Origin of the sequence: Streptomyces sp. NBC_00310 (assembly GCF_036208085.1) — a bacterium.
Taxonomy (GTDB): domain Bacteria; phylum Actinomycetota; class Actinomycetes; order Streptomycetales; family Streptomycetaceae; genus Streptomyces.
Window position 1 is genome coordinate 5,207,476 of the sequence record NZ_CP130714.1, and the last position, 22,296, is coordinate 5,229,771.

The following is a 22,296-nucleotide window of genomic DNA, read 5'->3' on the forward strand; positions in this document are numbered from 1 at the left end:
CGGTCCGCGCGCCTGACGTACGCCGGGGCCCGAGCGGTGTCGAGTGCCCCGGCCCTTCAGACCGTGGCCCGCGACCTCTCAGGCCGTGGCCCGCAACCCCTCAGGTGTGTCCCCGACCCTTCAGGCCATGGCCCGCGCCCCCTCAGGCATGGGCCCCGACCCCTTCAGGCCGTGGTCCCCGACCCCTCACGCCGTGGTCCCCGCCGCTTGGGCCTGCGCAGCCCCGCCTCCGTCAGTCTGCGCAGCAACTCCTTCGAGCCCACCTCCACGGCACCCGCCCGCACGACCGCCTCGTAGCGGTGGGACGGGATGTCGTAGTGGTCGCGCTCGAAGGCCCGCTCGGGGATGCCCAACCGCCCGGCGAAGGCGTGCAGTTCGTCGAAGGACGCGTCGCTGACGAGGTGGGACCACATGCGCCCGTGCCCCGGCCAGGTGGGCGGGTCGATGTAGAGGGTCACGGGGACGGGGCCCCTCCGGACGCGGCGCCCAGCGTCCCCAGCGCCGCGACCCGCACCCCGGCCTTGTGGCACACCCACTGCGGATCGGGCCCGAGCTCGGGCTCGACGTCGAGCGCGTGCGGGTCGCCGACGCCGCAGACCGGGCAGAGGGGCCAGCGGCCGTACCGTTCGAGCAGGGCGTCCTGGACGTCCTGGGCGACGAGCCCGGCGACGTACGCCGCGCCGTCCGGCCACTGCTCGACCCACCAGCGGCGCTGGACGACGGAGTCCTCGACCATCGAGACGATGTCCGCGTCGGCGACCTCGCCGGATGCCAGGTCGGCGAGCACGAGGGCGCGGGCGGCGTGCAGCGCCTGCTCAAGGGGGCCGAGGGGGCTCACGGGGTCACTGCTGGGACTCATGCATCCATTGTGCGGCCCTTGACCATACGACCGGAAAGAAAATATCTTTCATAAGGTGAGCGATGAAGTGAAGGAAATTTCCGCACCTGCGGAAGGCCGGTCCCCGGGTCGCTCGCCCGGAGGGAAGAGCGGCACCGCGGGAGCGCCGCCCGCCCCCGCCGCCCTCGCGGCGAAGGTACGGACGCTGGCCCCCTCCATGACCCGTTCCATGCAGCGGGTCGCGGAGGCCGTCGCGAGCGATCCCGCGGGCTGCGCGGCGCTCACGGTCACCGGCCTCGCCGCTCTCACCGGCACCAGCGAGGCGACGGTCGTCCGCACCGCCCGCCTCCTCGGCTACCCCGGCTACCGCGACCTGCGCCTCGCCCTCGCCGGCCTCGCCGCCCACCAGCAATCGGGCCGCGCGCCCTCGGTCACGGCCGACATCGCGGTCGACGACCCGCTGCCCGACGTGGTCGCCAAGCTCGCGTACGACGAGCAGCAGACCCTCGCGGACACGGCGGCCGGACTCGACATGGTCCAGCTCGGCGCGGCGGTCGGCGCGCTCGCCGGGGCCCGCCGCATAGACATCTACGGTGTCGGGGCGTCCGGGCTGGTCGCCCAGGACCTCACGCAGAAGCTGCTCCGCATAGGGCTGATAGCGCACGCGCACAGCGACCCGCACCTCGCCGTCACCAACGCGGTGCAGCTCCGCGCGAAGGACGTGGCCATAGCGATCACCCACTCCGGCTCGACGGGCGACGTCATCGAGCCGCTGCGGGTCGCCTTCGACCACGGGGCCACGACGATCGCGATCACCGGGCGGCCGGACGGACCGGTCTCCCAGTACGCCGATCACGTCCTGACGACGTCCACGGCCAGGGAGAGCGAGCTGCGGCCGGCGGCGATGTCGTCCCGGACGAGTCAACTGCTGGTGGTGGACTGCCTGTTCGTCGGCGTGGCGCAACGGACGTACGAGTCGGCGGCGCCCGCGTTGTCGGCGTCCTACGAGGCGTTGGCGCATCGGCACCGGGTCGGGGGGCCGTCGCGGTAGGTGGGCCGGGGACGAGCGCCCCGTCAGGGCACGGAACCGTGACCTCCGCGGCTGCGCCGCGGAGCGCGATCGACCACGACGAACCCGCGGACCACCACCGCGTCTGCCCCGAAGGCACAGTCGCACCGCACCGTACGGAATGAGTCACCATGGCCACTTCCCCCCACGCCTCCGCCCTCCCCCACCATCTCTCCGTGCGCGCCGAGCTGGAGTCGCTGACGACCGAGGCGTTCCGCCCGGAGCTGGCCGACATCGATCAGCTGCCCACGCTCGACATCGCGAAGCTGATGAACGCCGAGGACGCCGCCGTGCCGACGGCCGTCTCCGCGCAGCTGCCGCTGATCGCGGCGGCGATCGACGCCATCGCCGAGCGGATGGCCCGGGGCGGCCGGCTGATCTACGCGGGCGCGGGCACGGCGGGCCGGCTGGGCGTGCTGGACGCGTCCGAGTGCCCGCCGACGTTCAACACGGCACCCTCGCAGGTGGTGGGCCTGATCGCGGGCGGCCGGGAGGCCGTGGTCACCTCGATCGAGGGGGCGGAGGACTCGGCGGAGCTGGCCCGGACCGACCTCGACGCGCTCGCGCTGACGCCCGACGACACGGTGGTCGGCGTCTCCGCCTCCGGTCGCACGCCGTACGCGGTGGGCGCGGTGGAGCACGCGCGCGCGACCGGCGCGCTGACGGTCGGCGTGTCCTGCAACACGGCCAGCGCGCTCGCCGCGGCGGCCGATCACGGCATCGAGATCGTCGTCGGCCCGGAACTGGTCACCGGCTCGACGCGCCTCAAGGCGGGCACGGCCCAGAAGCTCGTCCTGAACATGCTCTCGACGATCACCATGATCCGTCTCGGCAAGACCTACGGGAACCTGATGGTCGACGTCCGGGCCACCAACGACAAGCTCCGCGCCCGCTCCCACCGCATCGTCGCCCTCGCCACCGGCGCGACGGACACCGAGATCGAAACGGCCCTCACCGCCTCGGGCGGCCAGGTGAAGAACGCCATCCTCACCATCCTGAGCGGCGTGGACCCGAGCACGGCGACCCGCCTGCTGACGGAGAACGAGGGACACCTGCGGGCGGCTCTGGCGGCGGCGATGACGACGGGCTGACGCTCCGCGGGCACAGGCGGGTGCCCCCGGAGCCGACACCGCATCAGCTCTCTACGGCGGCGGCCCTCGGCGCACGTCGAGCTGACGGAGTTCGACCGCCAGGCGAGCAGCCGTCACGAAGTCCCTGTCGTCGTGCAGGACGACGAGACCGTGGTGAGCGGCGGTGGCGCAGATCTGCAGATCGACAGCGGACAGCGCCTGCTGCTCTCCTCGCTCGGCGGCCCGCAGCTGTAGCCCGCCGATCCAGTGGGGCGCGCCCTCCGGGACGGAGACGTCGTCGTAGAGCTCGGCGAACATCGCGCTGTACGCCTCGTACTCCTTGAGGCCGCGTGCCGAGCGCAGGAACTCCGCCCGCTGCGGATAGCACGACCGGAGGTCGCCGTCCATGACGACGGGGCGCCACGCCTCGTGAAGACGCCGGTCCCGGAGCAGGCGCCACAGGGCCGACGAGTCCAGCAGGTAGCCGCTCACCCGCGGTGGGCCTCCTTGTCCGCACGGTGCGCGGCCTCGGCCCCTTCGATGTCCCACTCCTGGGCAAGCTCGAAGTACTTGTCGTGGGCGGTGGCGCGCAGAAGCCGCATGTTGTACTCCTCCAGCGCCTTCGCCACCGCTGCGGTCTTCGTCCGGTGCCCACCCAGGCGCTTCGCGGTCTCCAGCGCCTCATCGTCGATGTCGATGTGTGTCAGAGACATGCGGCCTCCCGCGATGTACAGAATTTCCGGTAATCCCCTCATGGAATGTACATACCCCTCCGAGGTTGAGCCCGACCTTCGGGGGACTGTCAGTGGCGTGTGGCACGGTGGTGGGGATCGCTGATGTCTCCCCTGTCTCCCCTGCCTCCCCGGGAAGGACCGCGCCCGTGAACCACGCGCAGCTCACCGCCCTCGGCCGCGCCCTGCGTCTCCTCGGGGAGCACGGCGACGCGCTGAACGCCGACACCCCGGACGCCCGGCTGCACGAGGTGAAGGCCGACCTCAGACGAGCCCTGGAGCTGCTGGACGAGACGGTCACGACGGCCGCCCCGACGACCCGCTGCGCCGAGCACCCGAACGGCCCGGTGGACGAGGAGGCCCCCGACCGCTGCCTGCTCTGCGAGACCCGCCGCCGAGCCGCCCGCCGCACCCAGCTGAACGACAGCTACGGCCCGGCCCGCCCCGCCGGCCCCGCCACCCCGACCCCCTCGCGCTACGGCGTACGGGACGACCGCCCCCAGCCCCAGCAGCGCTGGCTCCCGGAGGCGTGGAACGGCCAGGTCTGGCAGCTCTGCGGCACCCCCCGCCGCGACCGCCGCGAGGCCGAGCTCTACCTCGCCGCGCAGCGCCGGGGCCCCCGCCCCGCGATCGCCTACCGCCTGGTCCAGGAGTTCACCGACTACGACGTGACACGCATCTGGGGCGAGCCGGTCCGGGTGGACATCGAGCCGCTGGGCAATCTGTAGCGAGGGGACGAGAGGCCACCCCGGTCTCGGCCCAGGAGCCCGGCCGTCCTGGACGCCCCGACGCCGCAACGGCTCAACACGGCAGCCGCCCCTCCTCGTTGACCCGCCGCACCCGGGCCCGCAGCACCTCCCCCGGGGTCGCCTCCCGCAGGGTGTCCGGCGGACAGTCCCACTCCCGGCCGCCCCCGACCGGCCGCAACTGCACGTAACCGCCCTCCCGGCCCATCACCTCGCCGAGCCGCCCGTCCCGTACGTCCACGACGTACGACCGCTGCGGGGCGGTCACGTCCGAGCCGCCTTCCGCAGCACGGCGGCGAGGTCGGCGGCGACCTGGAGGTTGCAGCACCCCAACTCGACGAGCGGGTAGGGCAGTTCACTGGCCCCGGTCACCGGGTCCACGCGCAGTGACGGGAGCACGATGCCGACTCCGCGCAGGGCCTGGTCGAGTTGCTCCACGGCTTCCTCGGTCGTCCGCACTGTGCTCCGCCCCTTCGCCGCCGCTCTGTTCTTCACGTCCGCTTCCTCCACGCTGGGTTGCCGATTCACCACACAGCGTGGCCGAGGGGCCTCTAGCCTGGCCAGATACGACGCCCCAACAGGGGGACTGCTGGACAGGAAGTTGCGGCCATGCCAGGACCGAAGGACCTCGACCCGTCGTCGTCACCCCGGGCGCTGCTCGGCGCCGAGCTGCGCCACGCGAGGGAGCGGGCGGGGCTCAGTCAGGATGATCTGGGCCAGCGGTTGTTCGTGAGCGGGTCGTTCGTGGGCCAGCTGGAGTCGGCCGTACGACGCCTGCAGCCGGAGATCGCGCGGCTGATCGATGTGGCGCTGGAGACGGGGGACTTCTTCAGCCGCAATTGCAAGGCGGCGTCCAAGTCCCGCTATCCCGAGCACTTCGCAGAGGCAGCGGAGGCGGAGGCGCTGGCCACGGCGATCCGCCAGTACACGCCGATGTTGATCCCCGGACTGCTCCAGACGCCCGCGTACGCACGAGCCGTGAACCGTGCCTACGCCCCGACAGCGCCGGAGGAGACCATCGAGGGGTGGGTGGAGGGACGGATCGCACGGACCCGGCTCCTCGACGATCCAACAAAACCTTTGCTGTGGGCGGTGCTTGACGAAGCCGCGCTACGCCGAGAGACCGGCGGCCGTGCCGTGATGGAGGAAGCCCTGACTCACGTCGCGGGCCTGGCCCGCCGGAGCCGGGTCATCGTGCAGGTACTGCCGTTCAGCGCGGGAGCGCACACGGCCATGGAAGGCGCGCTGAAGCTGATGGACTTCGACGACGCCCCTCCGCTGGTCTACTTCGAGGGCGTCCGTGTCGGACGGCTGGAGGACGACCCAGCCCTCGTCAGCCAGCTGCGGCTCACCTTCGAGCTACTCGCGGCCTCCGCCCTCCCGCCTGAGAAGTCCCTGGCCCTGATCGAGGCGTTGGCGCAGGATTATGCCCATGAGGAACATCCCTGACCACGACCTGAGCGCCGCCATATGGCACAAGTCCAGTTACAGCGGCGGCGGTGGCGGCGACTGCCTGGAGGTCGCCCGCTGGCGCAAGTCGACGTACAGCGAGGGCGGAGGCGGCAACTGCCTGGAAGTCGCCGAAGGCCACCCCACCCACATCCCCGTGCGCGACTCCAAGACCCCCCTCGGCCCGAAGCTCGTGTTCCGGGCCGAGGTGTGGTCCGTGTTCGTCGAGGACCTCAAGTCGCGCTAGGCGAACGGGTTGCCGTGCCCCGGTAGCCGTCCGCCCGGTGGCACATACCGCAGCCGCCCGACCTGGTCGGTCACCGGCGTGAACCCGGCGGCCTGGAGCCGGGCGGCATACCTGGCGGTGCGGCGTCGGCTGTAGCCGAGCCCGAAGTACACCAGGCCCATGAGCGCGGCCCAGACGCCGACGGCGATGACGACACCGGTGGCGCCGTCCGCGAACCGGAACGCGATCGCCGCGACCAGCGCGGTGAAGCCGAGACCCGAGATGGCCATCCGCTGCTTGTCGGTGAACTGGTGCCCGAGGTCGAACACCATGCGGGCCTTGAGAAGTTCGGCTTCGGCGGGCACGACGGGCGGCAGCGAGCCCCCGTCCCCTGCCTCGGGATACCGCTCCCGGTTCCGCGCGGCACGCTCCCGGCCCTCCCGGCTCGGGTCGGGCACGACGCGCAGCGCGAACCTGTTGTCGTTCAGGTTCAGGTCCGCGTACTCGTACCCGAACTGCTGCGCGATGAAGGCGAGTCGGGTGAGCCCCTTCATCGTCGTCATGCTGACGACGAGTTCCACGGGCTCACCGCTCTCCATCTTCCGCAGCAGTTTCCGCACACGTCTCTTGCCCACCAGATCCCCCGTCCGTCAACAACTTCTCCTGATCGAACAGCATTTCACCGAGACGGCCGATCTGGGCGGGGTCCGAGGACCAGCAATACAGGACCACCTCGTCCGCCCCGATCCCGGCGAACGCGTCGACCGCGCCGCGTACGGCCTCCGGCGTGGTCAGCAGCCCCTCGGCCATGTACTCCGCGCGCCCGGTGAAGGCGTAGTACCGCAGCAGGTTGGCGCGGGCGTCGGCGATCACCGACGGCCCACCGATCGCCACACTGGCCTGGGCCACGAGCTTCGGGCGCCCGGCCCGCCCGTGGTTCTCCCAGGCGGTCTCGACCTCACGGAACATCCGGTCCATGTGGGCCGGAGGCAGCGCCGCGCCGAGGAAGCCGTCGCCCCAGCGCGCGACGCGTTCGAGGGCGGCGGGGGCGAAGCCGCCGAACAGGACCTCGGGGCCGCCGGGGGTCGCGGGGAGCGGCCCGATCGGCCCGACGCCCTCCGCGTACGGCTGCCCGGACCAGGCCCAGCGCAACTGCTCCAGCTGCTCGTCGAGCCGACGCCCGCGCCGCCGGATGTCGATGCCGGCGACCTGGCAGTCGTCCTCCCGCCCGCCGATCCCGATGCCGAAGGTGAAGCGCCCGCCGGAGATCCGGTCCAGCGTGGCCGTCTGCTTGGCGAGGATGGCGGTGTTGTAGTGCGGGGCGAGCAGGACTTCGGTCTGGACGCGGATGCGGCTCGTCGCCCCGGCGAGGGCGGCCAGCGTGACCAGCGGGTCGGGGTTGTCGTAGACGAGCCGGTCGAGCAGTCCCAGCGTGCTGAACGAACTCTCCTCAGCGAGCCGGGCCCAGGTCAGCAGGCCGGCGGGGTCGTCGACGGGCAGACCGAGCCCGACGGGTATGCGTGCGGGTACGGAAACGGGGCTCATGGCGGAACACTCCTGTGAGCGGTGGAAGGGCAGGGCAAAATCACTGCCGCCCGCTTCCTGGCCACGCACGTGTGCGTGTGCGCCCGCTCCCGTTCTGCGGCGTCCTTCTGGAGAGCGTGATCGTCGAAGTGGCGCCACAGTACTCAGCCGCCCCACCCCCCGGCGACCGAATTAACGCCCCCGAAGCTCAAGCCCCCAGCTCCGAGCCCTCTTTTCAAGGAACGGGAGGCGGGCCTCACCCCCCCCCACCCGGCGAGTTGACTTGACGCGTTCGACTTGCCACGCACGGTGACGATGCTGATACCGTGCCCGCAGACGAAACAGCCCCCGCCAGGTGCTACCAACACCGGCGGGGGCTTGACCTACGAGATCGAAAGACACGGTTCGATCCCATGGCTGATGCCAACCTTAGTGCTGCCTCCCTGCCCGCGCACGCGGACCCGCACCCTCCGCGCCCCCACCCCATGGCCAACCCGGGCTACGGCAAACGCACCGCCCCCGACCAACACCCCCGCACGGCCCACGACTTCGCCGACCTCCCACCCCGCGAAGCAGCCGTCGCCGCGTACATCGACCGCCTCCCCGACGGCGCCGACATCTCCGTGAAAACGCTGGCCAAGACACTCCCGTACGGACAGTGCGCGCTGCGCACGGCCCTCAACAGGCTCCAGGAGGCGGGCCACTTGCGCCGGGGCCGGGAGTCCATCGAGGTCGGCTCGGGAGGTTCCCGCTGGATCACCCGATCGTGGTTCTCCCGGACGGCACGGGACGACGGCTGGTGGGCGAGGTTCACGCGGGGCGACGTACCGCAGGAGCCGGGGCAGGTGCCGGGGCAGGTGCCGGAGAAGGCCCCCACCCGTTCCCGGGCCCACATCCTCCTCGCCGCGCTGGGCCGGGAGGCCCCCGCACTCTCCCTCTCCCAGGCGGGCTGCGCGGCACTGGCCCCGCTCCTGCTGCCCTGGTTCGAGCGCGGCGCGACCGACGAGTCCATCCGCCAAGCCCTGACCTCCGGCCTCCCGACCCCGGTCCACAGCCCGGCGGCCCTCCTCCGCACCCGCCTCCTCGCCAAGCTCCCCCCGGAACCGGCGCCCCTCCCCGACCCCGTACGCCCTCCCCTCCGCATGCTGGAGTGCGCGAAGTGCGGCATCGCGGGCCGTCCCGAGGCCCTACCGGGCGGCATGTGCGGCGCCTGCCGAGGCGAACGCGCCCCTACTCAACCCAACACGCCCCTGTCCGCCGCCGCAGTACACACCCACGCGGCCCAGATCCGTGTGGCGATGTCACAGCAGTCACGAGAAAGGACACCCGTATGACCGCTCCTACGGTCCGTCGTCACCACACCGGGGCACGATGGGAGGAAGGAGGCGACCCCATGACCCCTGATACCGCCGAGCGTCCGCAGATGTCCGTCGAGGACTTCGAAGAACTCGTCCGCAGGGCTCCGACGGAGCTGCGGAACCGGCTGGAGTTTCTCGGCGGGAGGCTGTGCGTCCGGCACGGCCCGCTCGATGTCGACGAGTTCGAGGAGCTGGCCGCCGTGGCTCCCGAAACCGTGCGGCTCGAGTACATCAACGGAAATGTAAAGGTCAAGGCCATGCCTGACGGCAACCACCGCTCGATCTTCATGTGGCTGCTGCGCCAGTGCATGCAACACCGTCCCGACCTGGATCTCGTGCCCGAGTCCGGAGTGAAGGCCGAGGCCTATCGCAAGGGCCGCGCGCGCACTGACGGCACGCTGGTGCCGGTGGATCACTTCCGGGGAGACGGCGAGTGGTCCAACCCCGACGGCGCTCTCATGGCCGTGGAGATCACCTCCCGCGACCGCGACACCGACCAGCGCGACCGTATCGACAAGCCGGTCGGCTACGCGGCAGCCGGCATCCCCGTCTACCTCCTCATCGACCGCGACAACAACACCCTGACGGTCTTCAGCGAGCCGAGGGACGGTCGCTACCAGCAAGCCCCCTCCTACCCCTGGGGCGCAACCGTCGAGATCCCCACCCCTGTCGACATCACCCTCAAGACCGAGAAACTCAAGGACTACGCCGACTGACCCGTCCCGATACCGGCCCGGGCACAGCCCCATGAACGCGACGGTGACCGTCTGCCCGATGTGGGCGGACGGGTCGAAGACGAGGGGCGCGGCGGAGGTTCCGCCTGCCGCCCGTGCCGGTGATCGGCTCGGGCGGCACACGATCGCCTACTTGAACGGAACGTTCACGCAGGCCAGCCGCGCCCCGGCCGTCCCCGCGTGCCCCTCGTGCGTGGACGTCGCCGCCTCGTGCAGCACCACGGAACGGGCCCCGCCCTCCCGGAACCGCCAGTCGACGACGCCTATGGAACGCGCCGAGCCGTCGTCGTTCGTCGTCACGTCCAGCCACACCTCGTTCTCGGCGTTGGCGTACTCCGGGTCCACGGACGGCTGCTTCGGGTCCACCTCGTCCTGGTAGTGCGGCCCGGCGTCGGCGGGCAGCTTGCCGCACGGCTTGGTGTGCACGTGGGCGCCGTACACACGGTTCGCGGCGAGGTCCCGCAGCCGCAGCTCGATCCGCGTACCGCCGTCGCGCCGCAGCTCCTCCTTGACCTGCACGCGCCCGGCGACGGGCACCAGGTCGGTGTTGTAGGTGACGGCGCGCGCCGCATCCGCGGTGCCGGCCGGGGCGAACACCGTCTTGACGAGCACCTTCTCCACCGGCTTCTTCCCGGTGGTCTCACTGGCGCCCGCGGTCGCGGCGACGCCGAAACCGCCCGCGACGGCCGCCACTGCGGCACCGGCCGCGATGAACCGCTTGTGCTTGAGGGTGAGCTTGTGTCGTGCCATTGGATCTCTCGTCCCGTTCGTGGGGGGTGAAGGGGAGCTGTCGCAGACAACAACGCACCCCAACTGCCTCCCTAAAAGCGGCAGTTGGGGTGCCTGGCGACGCTGTGGTCTCGACCCTACAGCGACACATATGACGGGATTGGCTCACTACCGCCAGGTACTCGCCAGGTAATGGGGAGACTTGGCGAAAGATCCTCAGCTGAGCGAGCCCAGCGCCGCCGGCTCGAACGCCTTCAGTTCGCCGAAGCGGCCGTCGAGCACCTTCGCCGCCCACTGAGGGTCCTGGAGCAGCGCGCGGCCCACGGCGACGAGGTCGAACTCGTCGGCCTCCAGGCTGGTCAGCAGGTCGTCGATGCCCTTGAGTGTCGCTCCCTCACCGGAGAACGCGGCGAGGAACTCGCCGTCCAGGCCGACCGAGCCGACGGTGATGGTGGGCTTGCCGGTGAGCTTCTTCGTCCAGCCCGCGAGGTTGAGCTCGGAGCCGTGGAACTCCGTCTGCCAGTAGCGGCGCGTGGAGGCGTGGAACGCGTCGACACCGGCCGCCACGAGCGGGCTCAGCAGCGCCTCCAGCTCCTGAGGCGTCTCGGCCAGCCGCGCGTCGTACGCCCCCTGCTTCCACTGCGAGTAGCGGAAGATGACCGGGAAGTCGGCGGACACGGAGTCCCGCACGGCCGCCACGATCTCCGCCGCGAACTTCGTGCGGGCGACCGGGTCACCGCCGTAGGCGTCCGTACGGCGGTTGGTGCGCTCCCAGAGGAACTGGTCGATCAGGTAGCCGTGGGCGCCGTGGAGCTCGACGCCGTCCATGCCGATGCGCTCGGCCTCGGCGGCGGACTGGGCGAAGGCCGCGATGACCTCGTCGATGTCGGCCTGCGTCATGGCCCGGCCGCCCTCGGCCTCGGTGCCGTCGAACCGCAGGCCGGAGGGGCCGAGGACCGGGGCCTCGGGGAAGAGCCTGCCCTGCTGCCGGACGGTCCCGATGTGCCACAGCTGCGGCACGATGGTGCCGCCGCCGGCGTGCACGGCCTCCGCGACCTTCGCCCACCCGGCGAGCTGCTCCTCGCCCGCGAACCTCGGCACCCCGTCCAGGTGCCCGGCCGTCTCGTGCCCGACGTAGGTCCCCTCGGTCACGATCAGACCGACCCCCGCGGCCGCCCGGCGCCCGTAGTACGCGGCCACGTCCGCACCCGGTACCCCACCGGGCGAGAACTCCCGCGTCATGGGCGCCATGGCGATCCGGTTCGGAACGGTCAGACCGTTGATCGTGACGGGCCGGGACAGCACCTCGGCGGCGCGGGAGGTGGAGGTGGAGGTGGAGGTGGAGGCGGTGGTCACGTGGGGACTCCTCGGAGAGGTCGTCGGGACATCGACATCGACATCTGCGTCGACATCTACGTCGACATCGACAGGGCGTCGACGGAACATCGACACGTACTGCGATGCGGGCATCGAATTGAATGGAGCATGCACTACATGCGCACGCATACAGCGTCTCTCCGCACAACCGCCCCGCCCGCCACGGAATTCCGCCGCCGCGCCCTCGTCCGCCGTGACCCAGGACACGCCCGAGGGCGGCACCCCCTGCGTCCAGGGAGTGCCGCCCTCGGTACTGAAGGACGGTGATCGACCGGGGTCGATCAGAAGTCCATGTCACCGCCCGGCATACCGCCGCCGGCGGGCGCGGCGGACTTCTCCGGCTTGTCGGCGATGACGGCCTCGGTGGTGAGGAAGAGCGCGGCGATGGAGGCGGCGTTCTGCAGGGCAGAGCGCGTCACCTTCGCCGGGTCGATGATGCCTTCGGCGATCATGTCGACGTACTCACCGGTCGCGGCGTTCAGGCCGTGGCCGACGGGCAGGTTGCGCACCTTCTCGACGATGACGCCACCCTCGAGGCCACCGTTGACGGCGATCTGCTTGAGCGGGGCCTCCAGGGCGAGCTTCACGGCGTTGGCGCCGGTCGCCTCGTCACCCTCCAGCTCCAGCTTCTCGAAGACCGAGGAGGCCTGCAGCAGGGCCACGCCACCACCGGCGACGATGCCCTCCTCGACGGCCGCCTTCGCGTTGCGAACGGCGTCCTCGATGCGGTGCTTGCGCTCCTTGAGCTCGACCTCGGTCGCGGCACCGGCCTTGATGACGGCCACGCCGCCCGCGAGCTTCGCCAGGCGCTCCTGGAGCTTCTCGCGGTCGTAGTCCGAGTCGCTGTTCTCGATCTCGGCGCGGATCTGGTTGACCCGGCCGGCGACCTGGTCGGTGTCACCGGCGCCGTCGACGATCGTGGTCTCGTCCTTGGTGATGACGATCTTGCGGGCGCGGCCCAGGAGGTCCAGGGTCGCGTTCTCCAGCTTGAGACCGACCTCCTCGGAGATGACCTCGCCGCCCGTGAGGATGGCGATGTCGCCGAGCATGGCCTTGCGGCGGTCACCGAAGCCCGGGGCCTTGACGGCGACGGACTTGAAGGTGCCACGGATCTTGTTGACGACCAGGGTCGACAGGGCCTCGCCCTCGACGTCCTCGGCGATGATCAGCAGCGGCTTGCCCGACTGCATGACCTTCTCCAGGAGCGGGAGCAGGTCCTTGACGTTGGTGACCTTGGAGTTGGCGATGAGGATGTAGGGGTCCTCGAGCACCGCCTCCATGCGCTCCATGTCGGTCGCGAAGTACGCCGAGATGTAGCCCTTGTCGAAGCGCATGCCCTCGGTGAGCTCAAGCTCCAGACCGAAGGTCTGCGACTCCTCGACGGTGATGACGCCTTCCTTGCCGACCTTGTCCATCGCCTCGGCGATGAGCTCGCCGATCTGGGTGTCGGCGGCGGAGATGGAGGCCGTGGAGGCGATCTGCTCCTTGGTCTCGACCTCCTTGGCCTGGTCGAGCAGCGCACCGGAGACGGCCTCGACGGCCTTCTCGATACCGCGCTTGAGGGCCATCGGGTTGGCGCCGGCGGCTACGTTGCGCAGGCCTTCGCGGACCAGCGCCTGGGCCAGGACGGTCGCGGTCGTCGTGCCGTCACCGGCTACGTCGTCCGTCTTCTTCGCGACTTCCTTGACCAGCTCGGCGCCGATCTTCTCGTACGGGTCCTCGAGCTCGATCTCCTTGGCGATGGAAACACCATCGTTGGTGATCGTGGGGGCGCCCCACTTCTTCTCGAGGACGACGTTGCGGCCCTTGGGGCCGAGCGTCACCTTGACGGCGTCCGCGAGCTGGTTCATGCCGCGCTCGAGGCCGCGCCGTGCCTCCTCGTCGAACGCGATGATCTTGGCCATGTGAAGTGGTCCTCCCGGACTGGGGTGGATTGCTCCGGACCGCGCTGGCGCCCGCGACGGACGGCCTGCCTGCCTCGTGGTTCCTTGCCCCACTTGGCCTGCGGGCCTCACCGACCCGGTCCTCGTTGTCACTCTCACCTTCAGAGTGCTAACGCCAATGATTAGCACTCGGCATGCCCGAGTGCAAGGTGCGCCCGCGAAGCGGGCTCGTCGAGGGGTGATGGTCGGGCGGCGGGCGGGCGTAAGCGGCTCTCGGTGATCCGCAGGTGAACGCGCCCCTGCGCCCCCGTACGCGACCCCGCCTCGACCCCGCCTGACCCTCACCTCGACCGCGCCTCGGCCCGGACCGCCCCGGTCACGGGCACGCAGAAGGGCCCGCACCCGTGGACAGGGTGCGGGCCCTCCTTTGAAGAACGAAGAACGTCGCTGCGTTAAACCCGGCGCGTACTTCAGCCGGCCGCGAGTCGGACCATGTCCGCCTGCGGCCCCTTCTGACCCTGCGAGATCTCGAACTCGACCCGCTGGCCCTCTTCCAGGGTGCGGTAACCGTCCATCTGGATCGCGCTGTAGTGGACGAATACATCCGCACCACCGTCGACCGCGATGAAGCCGTACCCCTTCTCCGCGTTGAACCACTTGACGGTGCCCTGAGCCATGCCTAACTCCCCTATTACTGGCCCTTGCACAGATCCACACTTCGCGGATCCGGGTCAGACCTCACCCCCCAACGGTTGGGGGTGTGCGCCGGAACGCGTCGACCGCGGCCGAATGTATCTGTCCAACTGCCCTCTGCAACAGGTCAATCGGACGAGAATTCTGGACACGACCGGTCGGGAATGTACGAAAAATTCGCCCGAATTCAGGGCAAGTCGGGCCCCATAAAAGGAACGAAATACGCAAAAGGCCTGCACACTTTGGCTACTTCATATAGGGCGTGCGGCGCGATCAGATATGCGCCCGGCATGAAATCACTACGGCGATCGATCCGGGTTCCCCAACTGTACCGCGCTCAATCATAGAGAATTGCCCCCTCCGCTTCTCTGGCGGAGAGGGCAATTCGATGAACGCTCGGTAATCAATGTTACCGACGGTTACTACCGGCGGGTACCGATCGCGGGTCAGCCACCGGCGACCGAGGGTCAGCCACCGGCGACCGCGGGAATGATCGACACGCCCGCACCGTCCGGCGTGGCCGTCTCCAGCCCCTGCTCGAACCGGACATCGTCGTCATTCACGTACACATTCACGAATCGCCGCAACTTGCCCTGATCATCCAGAACCCGGGCGGCGATCCCGTTGTGGTTCTTCTCCAGATCGGCGATGACCTCGGCGAGGGTGGCCCCTTCGGCGGTCACCTCGGCCTTGCCGCCCGTGTAGGTGCGAAGGATGGTGGGGATACGGACGGAAACGCTCACGATGGGACCTCCGGTCAGCTGTGTTTTTCAGGGGCGCGGGGCTGTACTGGACGTGCGGCTACCGCCGCGTGGGCGCGACCAGCCCCCACGGACCCGCAGACGAGTGACTACCAAGCCTTACGCAAGACCGGCTTCCCGGAACGAATCCAGGTTGGGCCGGATGGTCGCCGTCAGCCCGGTCCCGGCCACCGCGTCCAGCGTCTTGAGACCGTCACCGGTGTTCAGGACGACGGTCGTCAGCGTCGGGTCGAGAACCCCGTCCTCGATCAGCTTCTTCGTCACCCCGACGGTCACCCCGCCCGCGGTCTCGGCGAAGATCCCCTCCGTCCGCGCCAGCAGCTTGATCGCCTCGACGATCTGGTCGTCCGTCACGTCCTCGACGGACCCACCGGTGCGCCGCGCGATGTCGAGCACATACGGCCCGTCCGCCGGGTTACCGATCGCGAGCGACTTCGCGATCGTGTTCGGCTTCTGGGGCCGCACCACGTCGTGCCCGGCCTTGAACGCCACCGACACCGGCGAGCACCCCTCCGCCTGCGCACCGAAGATCTTGTACGGCTTGTCCTCGACGAGCCCGAGCTTGATCAGCTCCTGCAGCCCCTTGTCGATCTTCGTGAGCTGCGACCCGGAGGCGATCGGCACGACCAGCTGGTCGGGGAGCTGCCAGCCGAGCTGCTCGCAGATCTCGTACGCCAGGGTCTTGGAGCCCTCCGCGTAGTACGGGCGCAGGTTGACGTTCACGAAGCCCCAGCCCTCGCCGGCCGGGTCGCCGATCAGCTCGGAGCAGAAGCGGTTCACGTCGTCGTAGTTGCCCTCGATACCGACGAGCTCGCCGCCGTAGACGGCGGCCATGACGACCTTGCCCTGCTCCAGGTCGTGCGGGATGAACACGCAGGACCGGAAGCCGGCGCGGGCGGCGGCGGCGCCGACGGCACCGGCCAGGTTGCCCGTGGAGGAGCAGGAGAGGGTGGTGAAACCGAAGGCGCGGGCCGCCTCCAGCGCCTGGGCGACGACACGGTCCTTGAAGGAGTGCGTCGGGTTGCCGGAGTCGTCCTTGATGAAGAGCTTGCCCGCGTCGACGCCGAGCGCGCCCGCCAGGTTGTCGGCCTTGACGAGCTGGGTCCAGCCGGGGTTGATGTTCGGCTTGGTGGCCACGTCGGCCGGGACGGGCAGCAGGGGCGCGTACCGCCAGATGTTCGCGGGGCCGGACTCGATCCGCTTGCGGAGCTCTTCCGTTTCGTAGGCGGAGTAGTCGTACGCGATCTCGAGCGGTCCGAAACACTCCTCGCACGCGAAGACCGGTCCCAGCGGAACGCGGTGACCGCATTCGCGACAGCTCAGGGCGGCGGCGGGGCCGAGGTCTACTGTGGAGTCGGTGGTGCTTGCAACAGTCTGCGCAGCCATGGAGGCGAGGCCCTTTCTCCTCATCTTCCTCACGACGCACTTCGCCGTGAGACGGATTTGGCACCTTCCCGAGCCGGGAGCCTCGCGGAGCGATCGTCGGTGACGCGTCGATGCGCCGTCGATCGGTACGAGACCGGCTGGAGGGTTGCCGGGGCTTCATCGGGCCGTATCCCTCTGCCCCTCTGGATGAGCGGTATTTGGTTGTATACGCGGACGAGCAGCGACATGCGATGGTCACCAGCGTTGTCCAAGACTGTAACCGAAGGCCAGGACAGTTGAGTGAGCCGTCCGAACCGCGAGATGAACGCAGAGGAGCCGCGCACTGTGCTGAAGGAAGTCGAGCGCTGGCTGAGCACCCGCTCCTGGTCCATGGCCGACCGCCCGCTCCACAAGATCATGGCCGCGAAACGCGCCACCCATCAGACCGTCAGCGTGGTCCTGCCCGCGCTGAACGAGGAGGAGACGGTCGGCGACATCGTCGCGATCATCCGTCATGACCTCATGCGGCAGGTCCCGCTCGTCGACGAGATCGTGGTCGTCGACTCCGGCTCGACCGACCGAACGTCCGAGGTCGCGGCCGCGGCCGGGGCCCGGGTCGTGCACCGCGACGACATCCTGCCCCGCATGCCGACCGTGCCCGGCAAGGGCGAGGTCCTGTGGCGGTCGTTGCTGGTGACGTCCGGCGACATCGTCTGCTTCATCGACGCGGACCTCAAGGAGTTCTCGTCCGACTTCGTCTCCGGGATCGTCGGGCCCCTGCTCACCGATCCCGGCGTCGACCTCGTCAAGGCGATGTACGACCGCCCCCTCGGCTCCGCCGCCGGCCAGGGCGGCCGTGTGACGGAACTCATGGCCCGCCCCCTGCTCAACATGCACTGGCCCCAGCTGGCCGGCTTCGTCCAGCCGCTCGGCGGCGAGTACGCGGCCCGCCGCTCCCTCCTGGAGCAGCTTCCGTTCCCGGTCGGCTACGGCGTGGAGCTGGGCATGCTGGTCGACGCGCTGCATCTGGTCGGCCTGGACGCCCTGTCCCAGGTCGACGTGGGCATCCGCAAACACCGCCACCAGGACGGGCAGGCCCTCGGCCGCATGTCCGCGGCGATCTATCGCACGGCCCAGCTCCGGCTGGCCCGCGGCCACATGATCCGTCCCGTCCTGACGCAGTTCGAGCGGGGCCGGGAGGGGTTCGAGCCGCGGACGTATTCGGTGGACCTGGAGGAGAGGCCGCCGATGGTGGAGATCGCGGAGTACGTGGAGCGAAGGGCCGCGTGAGGGGGTGGGGGCGCGGTTCGTCGGCGGGTGCGGCTCCGGTGGAGGGCTGGTCGCGCAGTTCCCCGCGCCCCTGAAAAGCCGGGGCTGCGCCCCCTGCTTTTCAGGCCCGCAGGGCCTGGTCTTTTGGGGGCGCGGGGAACTGCGCGACCAGCCCCCACCGACCCGCACCCCCCGCCCCACGCACACCCCCCAACCCCATGGGCGCTCCTGTATACGGCCGAACCGCACGTTTGACCACCGAACCCCCGGGCTAGGTTGAGCCGTATGGCATCAACGCACGGCTCGGCCCAGGTACTGGTCGCGTCCAACCGGGGTCCCGTCACCTACACGCTGGACGACGAGACCGGCGAGCTCACCTCCAAGCGAGGCGGGGGCGGCCTCGTGTCCGGCCTCTCCGCGATCGACCCGGAGTCGGGCGCGGTCTGGGTGTGCTCCGCCCTCGGCGACGGCGACCGCGAGGCCGTACGACGCGGCGTCGCCGAGACCGGCGTCCGCATGCTCGACATCCCCGCGGACGTGCACGCCGACGCGTACAACGGCGTGGCCAACTCCACGCTGTGGTTCGTGCACCACATGCTCTACCAGACCCCGCTGGAGCCGATCTTCGACGCGGAGTTCCGGCGCCGGTGGGCGTCGTACGAGACGTACAACCGCGCCTTCGCCGAGGCGCTCGCCCAGGAGGCGGCGGACGGCGCGTCCGTGCTGGTCCAGGACTACCACCTGGCCCTGGTCCCCCGGATGCTCCGCGAACTCCGCCCCGACCTGCGGATCGGCCACTTCTCGCACACCCCGTGGGCGCCCGTCGACTACTTCCGGCTGCTCCCCGACGACATCGCCACCCAGGTGCTGGACGGCATCCTCGGCGCCGACCGGGCGGCGTTCCTCACCCAGCGGTGGGCGGACGCGTTCACCGAGTGCTGTCGCGCCGTCCTGGGCCCCGGCCATCCGTCCGGCACCCGGATCGGCGTGCACGGCCTGGGCGCCGACGCGGACTTCCTGCGGGCCCGCGCCCACCAGCCGGACGTCGACGACCGCATCGCCCTGCTGCGGGAGCAGATCGGTACGACCCCGGAGGGCACCCCGCGCCGCACGATCGTCCGCGTCGACCGCACGGAGCTCTCCAAGAACATCGTGCGCGGCCTGCACGCCTACCGGCAGCTCCTCGACGACCAGCCGTCCTGGCGCGAGCGCGTCGTGCACGTCGCGTTCGCGTACCCGTCGCGCCAGGACCTCGCGGTGTACCGGGACTACATGGCCGAGGTCCAGCGGGTCGCGGACGACATCAACGAGCGGTACGGGACGCCGGGCTGGACCCCGGTCATCCTCCATCTGAAGGACGACTTCGCACGGTCCCTGGCGGCGTACCGGCTGGCGGACGTGGCCCTGGTGAACCCCATCCGGGACGGCATGAACCTCGTCGCCAAGGAGGTGCCGGTCGTCTCCGACGAGGGGTGCGTGCTCGTGCTGTCGCGGGAGGCCGGGGCGTTCGAGGAGCTGGGGGACGACTCGGTGGTCGTGAACCCCTATGACGTGGTGGGTACGGCGCGGGCCTTGCACGAGGCGCTGAGTGTGCCGGTGGACGAACGGGCGGAGCGGATGAAACGGCTCGCCGCCGCGGCCACGGCGTTGCCGCCCACGCAGTGGTTCCTGGATCAGTTGCGGGCGTTGGAAGGCGCCCAGTAGCTCGGAGGAGCTGTTTGGGGGCGGGTGCGGGAGCGTCGTGGCTGGTCGCGCGGTGCCCCGCGCCCCTGAGGGGCCTGCGGCCCCTCGACGATCTAAGCCCCCCTTCCCTCCAGGTGCTCGGCGATCGCCGCCAGGAGTTGTACGACGCCCTCCGGGCCGTCGACCACCAGGTCCGCTCGCTCTGACAGTTCGGTGACCTCCGTACTGCCGCTGCAGACCAGCAGGCCCGGGGTGCCCTCGGTGCGGAGTTTCTCGATGGTGGCGAAGGCGGGGAGGTCGCCGAGGTCGTCGCCGGCGTAGAGGACGGCTTCGGCGGCGGTTTCCGTCAGGTGGTCGCGCAGGGCGACGCCCTTGTCCATGCCCGGCGGGCGGAGTTCGAGGACCAGGCGGCCGGGTTCGACGATGAGGCCGTGGCGGGCGGCGAGGTCGGCGAGGGGGGCGCGCAGGGCTTCGAAGGCGGCCTGGGGGTCGGTGGCGCGGCGGGTGTGGACGGCGACCGCCCGGCCCTTCTCCTCGATCCAGGTGCCCTGCCGCGCGCCGACACCGTCCAGGAGGCCGGGCAGCTCCGCGCGGACCGCCGCGACACCGGGGTGCGGGGCGGGGGCGGTGACCGTGCCGCTGACGGCGTCCCAGCGTTCGGCGCCGTAGTGACCGAGGACGACGAGGTGTTCCAGGCCGGGGACGCCGGCGAAGCCGCCGTGGCGGACGGCGACGCCCGCCGGGCGGCCGGTCACCACGGCGACGGAGGCGACCTTGGGGGCGAGCGCGGACAGCGCGGCGATCGCGTCGGGGTGGGCGCGGGCCTGTTCGGGGTCCGGCACGATCGGGGCGAGTGTGCCGTCGAAGTCGAGTGCGATCACCGTACGGCCGGGGCGGGCGAGGATCGCGTCCAGCGCGTCCCGCCCGGCCGGGGTCACGGGTGTCGGCAAGGTGGCCTTGGGGTTCTCTGCGTCCTTGTGGCTGCCCATGCCTGAGACCCTATCCGTCATCGCTCGGCCCGGCGCCCCTCCCGAACTCTGCGCAGCCGGTTGACGGTGACCGGGTCGTGGGCGAGGGCGCGCGGGTCGTCGAGCAGGGCGTTCAGCAGTTGGTAGTACCGCACGGGGGCGATTCCGAGCCGCTCCCGGATGGCCCGTTCCTTCGCCCCGGGTCCGGCCCAGCCCTGACGCTCCACGGCAAGGATGGCCTGCTCCCGGACGTCCAGCTCTTCCATGCGACGACGGTAACGGACGGGTATGACATTCGGCCGCGGGTGGGTGGGGGCTGGTCGCGCAGTTCCCCGCGCCCCCAAGAGACCAGGCCCCTGCGGGCCTGAAAAGCAGGGGGCGCAGCCCCTGCTTTTCAGGGGCGCGGGGAACTGCGCGCGCGGGGAACTGCGCGAGAAGCCCCCACCGGACCCGCACCGCCGACACAGCCGCACCCCCCGAGCTATGAGGCGCCCCTCACTCCTCCCGGTCCGCACCCGTCGCCGTCTGCTGCAGCTGCTCCAGCACGGCCCCCGGCTCCGCACCGGGCCGCACCGCCCGCCCGATCTGCTCCTTGACCGCCGCGCTGACGTCCGCCCAGGACGTCTTGCCGACGGGGTAGAGCCGGGCGTCGGGAAGCTCGTCGAGGAACGGCGCGAGATCGGCGTCGTCCTTCTCCGCGGCCATCGCCTCGGACGCGGACGCGGTCACCGGCAGCAGGTCGTACTCCCGGGAGAAGTCGAGGACGTTCTCGTCGCTGTAGACGAAGTCGAGGAAGTCACCGATCTCGTCGCGGTGACCGTTCTGCTTGAAGGCCATCATCCAGTCGGCCACCCCCATGGTGGCGTGCTCCCGCCCGTCGAACCCCGGCATGGCGGCCGTGCCGTACTCGACGCCCCGGTCGGCGGCCATCCGCATCAGGGTGGGGTGCCCGTTGAGCATGCCGACCTCACCGCGCGCGAACGCCGCGAACGCGTCGGCGCGGTTGAGTTCGGCGGGGGCGGTGGGCCCGGTGAGGCCCTTGTCGACCAGCTTGTCCTTGAGCCAGGTGAAGGTCCGCACGTTCTCGTCGGAGTCGAGCCGGTAGGTGCCGACGTTGTCGGTGTAGCCGGCCCCGCCGCTGAGCAGCCACTGCATGGTCTCGGCCTGGGCCTCCTCGGGCCCGAGCGGCAGCGCGTACGGCGTCTCGACCCCGGCCTCGTCGAGGGCCTCGGCATCGGACGCCAGTTCGCTCCAGCTGCGCGGGGCGCCGTCGATGCCGGCCTGGGCGAAGAGCTTCTTGTTGTAGAAGAGGACGCGGGTGGACGCGGCGAACGGCATCCCGTACGCGACCCGCCGCACCTTGCCCGCGTCGGCGAGCTGGGGCAGGAAACCGGCCTGGACGGGGATGGAGAGCAGGTCGTCGACCTCGTAGAGCCGGTCGGCGGAGGCGTAGTCGGCGTAGGTGCCGATCTGGGCCAAGTCGGGCGCCTCACCGGCGGCGACCAGCTCCTTGACCTTGCGGTCGACGTCGTTCCAGGAGTAGACGCTGACGTCGACCGTGACGCCCGGGGTCTTCTTCTCGTACGCCTTCACGACCGCGTCCCAGTACTTCCGGGAGCTGTTGGCCTCGGAGTCGCCGTAGTCGGCGGCGACCAGCTTCAGGGTGACGCCGGAGCCGCTCGCCTCCGAGACGCCGCAGCCCGCAAGGGTCGCCATCAGCCCCAGCGCGGACAGAGCCGCCATCCCGCTGTTCCTGACGCCGTTCTTCGTCCGCCGCTGCCACTGTCGCACCTACTGCCCCAACCTGTCGCACGTGCCCCGCA

At 70.6% G+C, this 22,296-nt stretch carries 26 protein-coding genes and 1 riboswitch; of the genes, 9 read left to right on the top strand and 17 right to left on the bottom strand.

What is annotated here, in order from left to right; genetic code table 11:
* Positions 1-164 precede the first annotated feature (164 nt).
* Positions 165-458 carry a DUF4031 domain-containing protein gene (locus OG202_RS22755; protein WP_327729023.1) on the bottom strand — a complete coding sequence of 98 codons (294 nt, stop codon included), beginning with the start codon at positions 456-458 and terminating at the stop codon, positions 165-167.
* Complete coding sequence (locus tag OG202_RS22760; protein ID WP_327729022.1) at positions 455-859, bottom strand: hypothetical protein; 405 nt, start codon at positions 857-859, stop codon at positions 455-457. Before OG202_RS22760 ends, OG202_RS22755 begins: the two co-directional genes overlap by 4 nt.
* Before the next feature lie 55 nt (positions 860-914).
* Between OG202_RS22760 and OG202_RS22765 the strand changes: the two genes are divergently transcribed.
* Together OG202_RS22765 and murQ are read left to right on the top strand one after the other, a co-directional pair.
* Positions 915-1,889 (top strand): MurR/RpiR family transcriptional regulator, encoded by a 975-nt coding sequence (locus OG202_RS22765; protein WP_326581862.1) that lies wholly within the window; start codon positions 915-917, stop codon positions 1,887-1,889.
* 149 nt (positions 1,890-2,038) lie between these two features.
* Positions 2,039-2,998 carry an N-acetylmuramic acid 6-phosphate etherase gene (murQ, locus tag OG202_RS22770; protein ID WP_328223461.1) on the top strand — a complete coding sequence of 320 codons (960 nt, stop codon included), beginning with the start codon at positions 2,039-2,041 and terminating at the stop codon, positions 2,996-2,998.
* 51 nt (positions 2,999-3,049) lie between these two features.
* Here the strand turns inward: murQ and OG202_RS22775 are convergent, their stop codons facing one another.
* Positions 3,050-3,469 (bottom strand): PIN domain-containing protein, encoded by a 420-nt coding sequence (locus OG202_RS22775; RefSeq protein WP_328223462.1) that lies wholly within the window; start codon positions 3,467-3,469, stop codon positions 3,050-3,052.
* Positions 3,466-3,690, bottom strand: coding sequence for a type II toxin-antitoxin system VapB family antitoxin (locus tag OG202_RS22780; RefSeq protein ID WP_328223464.1), 225 nt, complete (start codon positions 3,688-3,690; stop codon positions 3,466-3,468). Before OG202_RS22780 ends, OG202_RS22775 begins: the two co-directional genes overlap by 4 nt.
* A 167-nt stretch (positions 3,691-3,857) precedes the next feature.
* Between OG202_RS22780 and OG202_RS22785 the strand changes: the two genes are divergently transcribed.
* Positions 3,858-4,436 (top strand): hypothetical protein, encoded by a 579-nt coding sequence (locus OG202_RS22785; RefSeq protein ID WP_326581854.1) that lies wholly within the window; start codon positions 3,858-3,860, stop codon positions 4,434-4,436.
* A gap of 73 nt (positions 4,437-4,509) precedes the next feature.
* Here OG202_RS22785 and OG202_RS22790 read toward each other — a convergent pair whose 3' ends face one another.
* The gene (locus OG202_RS22790; protein ID WP_328223466.1) at positions 4,510-4,722 is read right to left on the bottom strand and encodes a hypothetical protein; all 213 of its coding nucleotides are present in this window, start codon (positions 4,720-4,722) and stop codon (positions 4,510-4,512) included.
* Positions 4,719-4,949, bottom strand: coding sequence for a hypothetical protein (locus OG202_RS22795; RefSeq protein ID WP_326581850.1), 231 nt, complete (start codon positions 4,947-4,949; stop codon positions 4,719-4,721). Before OG202_RS22795 ends, OG202_RS22790 begins: the two co-directional genes overlap by 4 nt.
* A gap of 114 nt (positions 4,950-5,063) precedes the next feature.
* Between OG202_RS22795 and OG202_RS22800 the strand changes: the two genes are divergently transcribed.
* Both OG202_RS22800 and OG202_RS22805 read left to right on the top strand, forming a co-directional pair.
* Positions 5,064-5,903: a helix-turn-helix domain-containing protein gene (locus OG202_RS22800; protein WP_326581848.1), complete on the top strand. Its 840-nt coding sequence runs from the start codon at positions 5,064-5,066 to the stop codon at positions 5,901-5,903.
* The gene (locus OG202_RS22805; RefSeq protein ID WP_326581846.1) at positions 5,887-6,150 is read left to right on the top strand and encodes a DUF397 domain-containing protein; all 264 of its coding nucleotides are present in this window, start codon (positions 5,887-5,889) and stop codon (positions 6,148-6,150) included. Before OG202_RS22800 ends, OG202_RS22805 begins: the two co-directional genes overlap by 17 nt.
* Here the strand turns inward: OG202_RS22805 and OG202_RS22810 are convergent.
* Together OG202_RS22810 and OG202_RS22815 are read right to left on the bottom strand one after the other, a co-directional pair.
* Complete coding sequence (locus OG202_RS22810; protein ID WP_326581844.1) at positions 6,147-6,764, bottom strand: hypothetical protein; 618 nt, start codon at positions 6,762-6,764, stop codon at positions 6,147-6,149. The genes OG202_RS22805 and OG202_RS22810 overlap by 4 nt on opposite strands.
* Positions 6,715-7,674 (bottom strand): LLM class flavin-dependent oxidoreductase, encoded by a 960-nt coding sequence (locus tag OG202_RS22815; protein ID WP_326581842.1) that lies wholly within the window; start codon positions 7,672-7,674, stop codon positions 6,715-6,717. Before OG202_RS22815 ends, OG202_RS22810 begins: the two co-directional genes overlap by 50 nt.
* 464 nt (positions 7,675-8,138) lie before the next feature.
* Here OG202_RS22815 and OG202_RS22820 point away from each other — a divergent pair, with 464 nt between their 5' ends.
* Positions 8,139-8,987, top strand: a complete 849-nt coding sequence (locus OG202_RS22820; protein WP_327732194.1) for a hypothetical protein — start codon at positions 8,139-8,141, stop codon at positions 8,985-8,987.
* A 59-nt stretch (positions 8,988-9,046) separates the two neighbouring features.
* A complete protein-coding gene (locus OG202_RS22825) occupies positions 9,047-9,727 on the top strand; it encodes a Uma2 family endonuclease (protein WP_326581840.1) in 681 nt (226 codons plus the stop codon).
* Positions 9,728-9,874: 147 nt separating this feature from the next.
* On the opposite strand, the gene OG202_RS22830 is transcribed toward OG202_RS22825, so the two are convergent.
* The 6 genes from OG202_RS22830 to thrC all read right to left on the bottom strand — a co-directional run bounded on the left by OG202_RS22830 (position 9,875) and on the right by thrC (position 16,574).
* Entirely contained in the window at positions 9,875-10,495 is a 621-nt protein-coding gene (locus OG202_RS22830; RefSeq protein WP_328223468.1) for a superoxide dismutase family protein, read from the bottom strand.
* A 195-nt stretch (positions 10,496-10,690) separates the two neighbouring features.
* The gene (locus OG202_RS22835; protein ID WP_328223469.1) at positions 10,691-11,830 is read right to left on the bottom strand and encodes an NADH:flavin oxidoreductase; all 1,140 of its coding nucleotides are present in this window, start codon (positions 11,828-11,830) and stop codon (positions 10,691-10,693) included.
* 302 nt (positions 11,831-12,132) lie between these two features.
* Complete coding sequence (gene groL, locus OG202_RS22840) at positions 12,133-13,755, bottom strand: chaperonin GroEL (RefSeq protein WP_326581833.1); 1,623 nt, start codon at positions 13,753-13,755, stop codon at positions 12,133-12,135.
* Positions 13,756-14,204: 449 nt separating this feature from the next.
* Positions 14,205-14,411: a cold-shock protein gene (locus tag OG202_RS22845; RefSeq protein WP_005486335.1), complete on the bottom strand. Its 207-nt coding sequence runs from the start codon at positions 14,409-14,411 to the stop codon at positions 14,205-14,207.
* Between the two features lie 483 nt (positions 14,412-14,894).
* Positions 14,895-15,170: a ubiquitin-like small modifier protein 1 gene (locus OG202_RS22850; protein ID WP_326581831.1), complete on the bottom strand. Its 276-nt coding sequence runs from the start codon at positions 15,168-15,170 to the stop codon at positions 14,895-14,897.
* A 117-nt stretch (positions 15,171-15,287) separates the two neighbouring features.
* Complete coding sequence (gene thrC / locus OG202_RS22855) at positions 15,288-16,574, bottom strand: threonine synthase (protein WP_328223470.1); 1,287 nt, start codon at positions 16,572-16,574, stop codon at positions 15,288-15,290.
* Between the two features lie 17 nt (positions 16,575-16,591).
* Positions 16,592-16,767: riboswitch (SAM riboswitch) on the bottom strand.
* Positions 16,768-16,898: 131 nt separating this feature from the next.
* Here thrC and OG202_RS22860 point away from each other — a divergent pair.
* Both OG202_RS22860 and OG202_RS22865 read left to right on the top strand, forming a co-directional pair.
* The gene (locus OG202_RS22860) at positions 16,899-17,843 is read left to right on the top strand and encodes a glucosyl-3-phosphoglycerate synthase (RefSeq protein ID WP_328223472.1); all 945 of its coding nucleotides are present in this window, start codon (positions 16,899-16,901) and stop codon (positions 17,841-17,843) included.
* Positions 17,844-18,107: 264 nt separating this feature from the next.
* Complete coding sequence (locus OG202_RS22865) at positions 18,108-19,526, top strand: alpha,alpha-trehalose-phosphate synthase (UDP-forming) (RefSeq protein WP_328223474.1); 1,419 nt, start codon at positions 18,108-18,110, stop codon at positions 19,524-19,526.
* A 92-nt stretch (positions 19,527-19,618) separates the two neighbouring features.
* Here the strand turns inward: OG202_RS22865 and otsB are convergent, their stop codons facing one another.
* The 3 genes from otsB to OG202_RS22880 form a co-directional block, all read right to left on the bottom strand.
* Complete coding sequence (gene otsB, locus OG202_RS22870; RefSeq protein ID WP_328223475.1) at positions 19,619-20,494, bottom strand: trehalose-phosphatase; 876 nt, start codon at positions 20,492-20,494, stop codon at positions 19,619-19,621.
* A 17-nt stretch (positions 20,495-20,511) separates the two neighbouring features.
* Entirely contained in the window at positions 20,512-20,739 is a 228-nt protein-coding gene (locus OG202_RS22875) for a DUF3263 domain-containing protein (protein WP_326581821.1), read from the bottom strand.
* Between the two features lie 229 nt (positions 20,740-20,968).
* Positions 20,969-22,216, bottom strand: coding sequence for an ABC transporter substrate-binding protein (locus OG202_RS22880; RefSeq protein ID WP_327729014.1), 1,248 nt, complete (start codon positions 22,214-22,216; stop codon positions 20,969-20,971).
* Positions 22,217-22,296 lie beyond the last annotated feature (80 nt).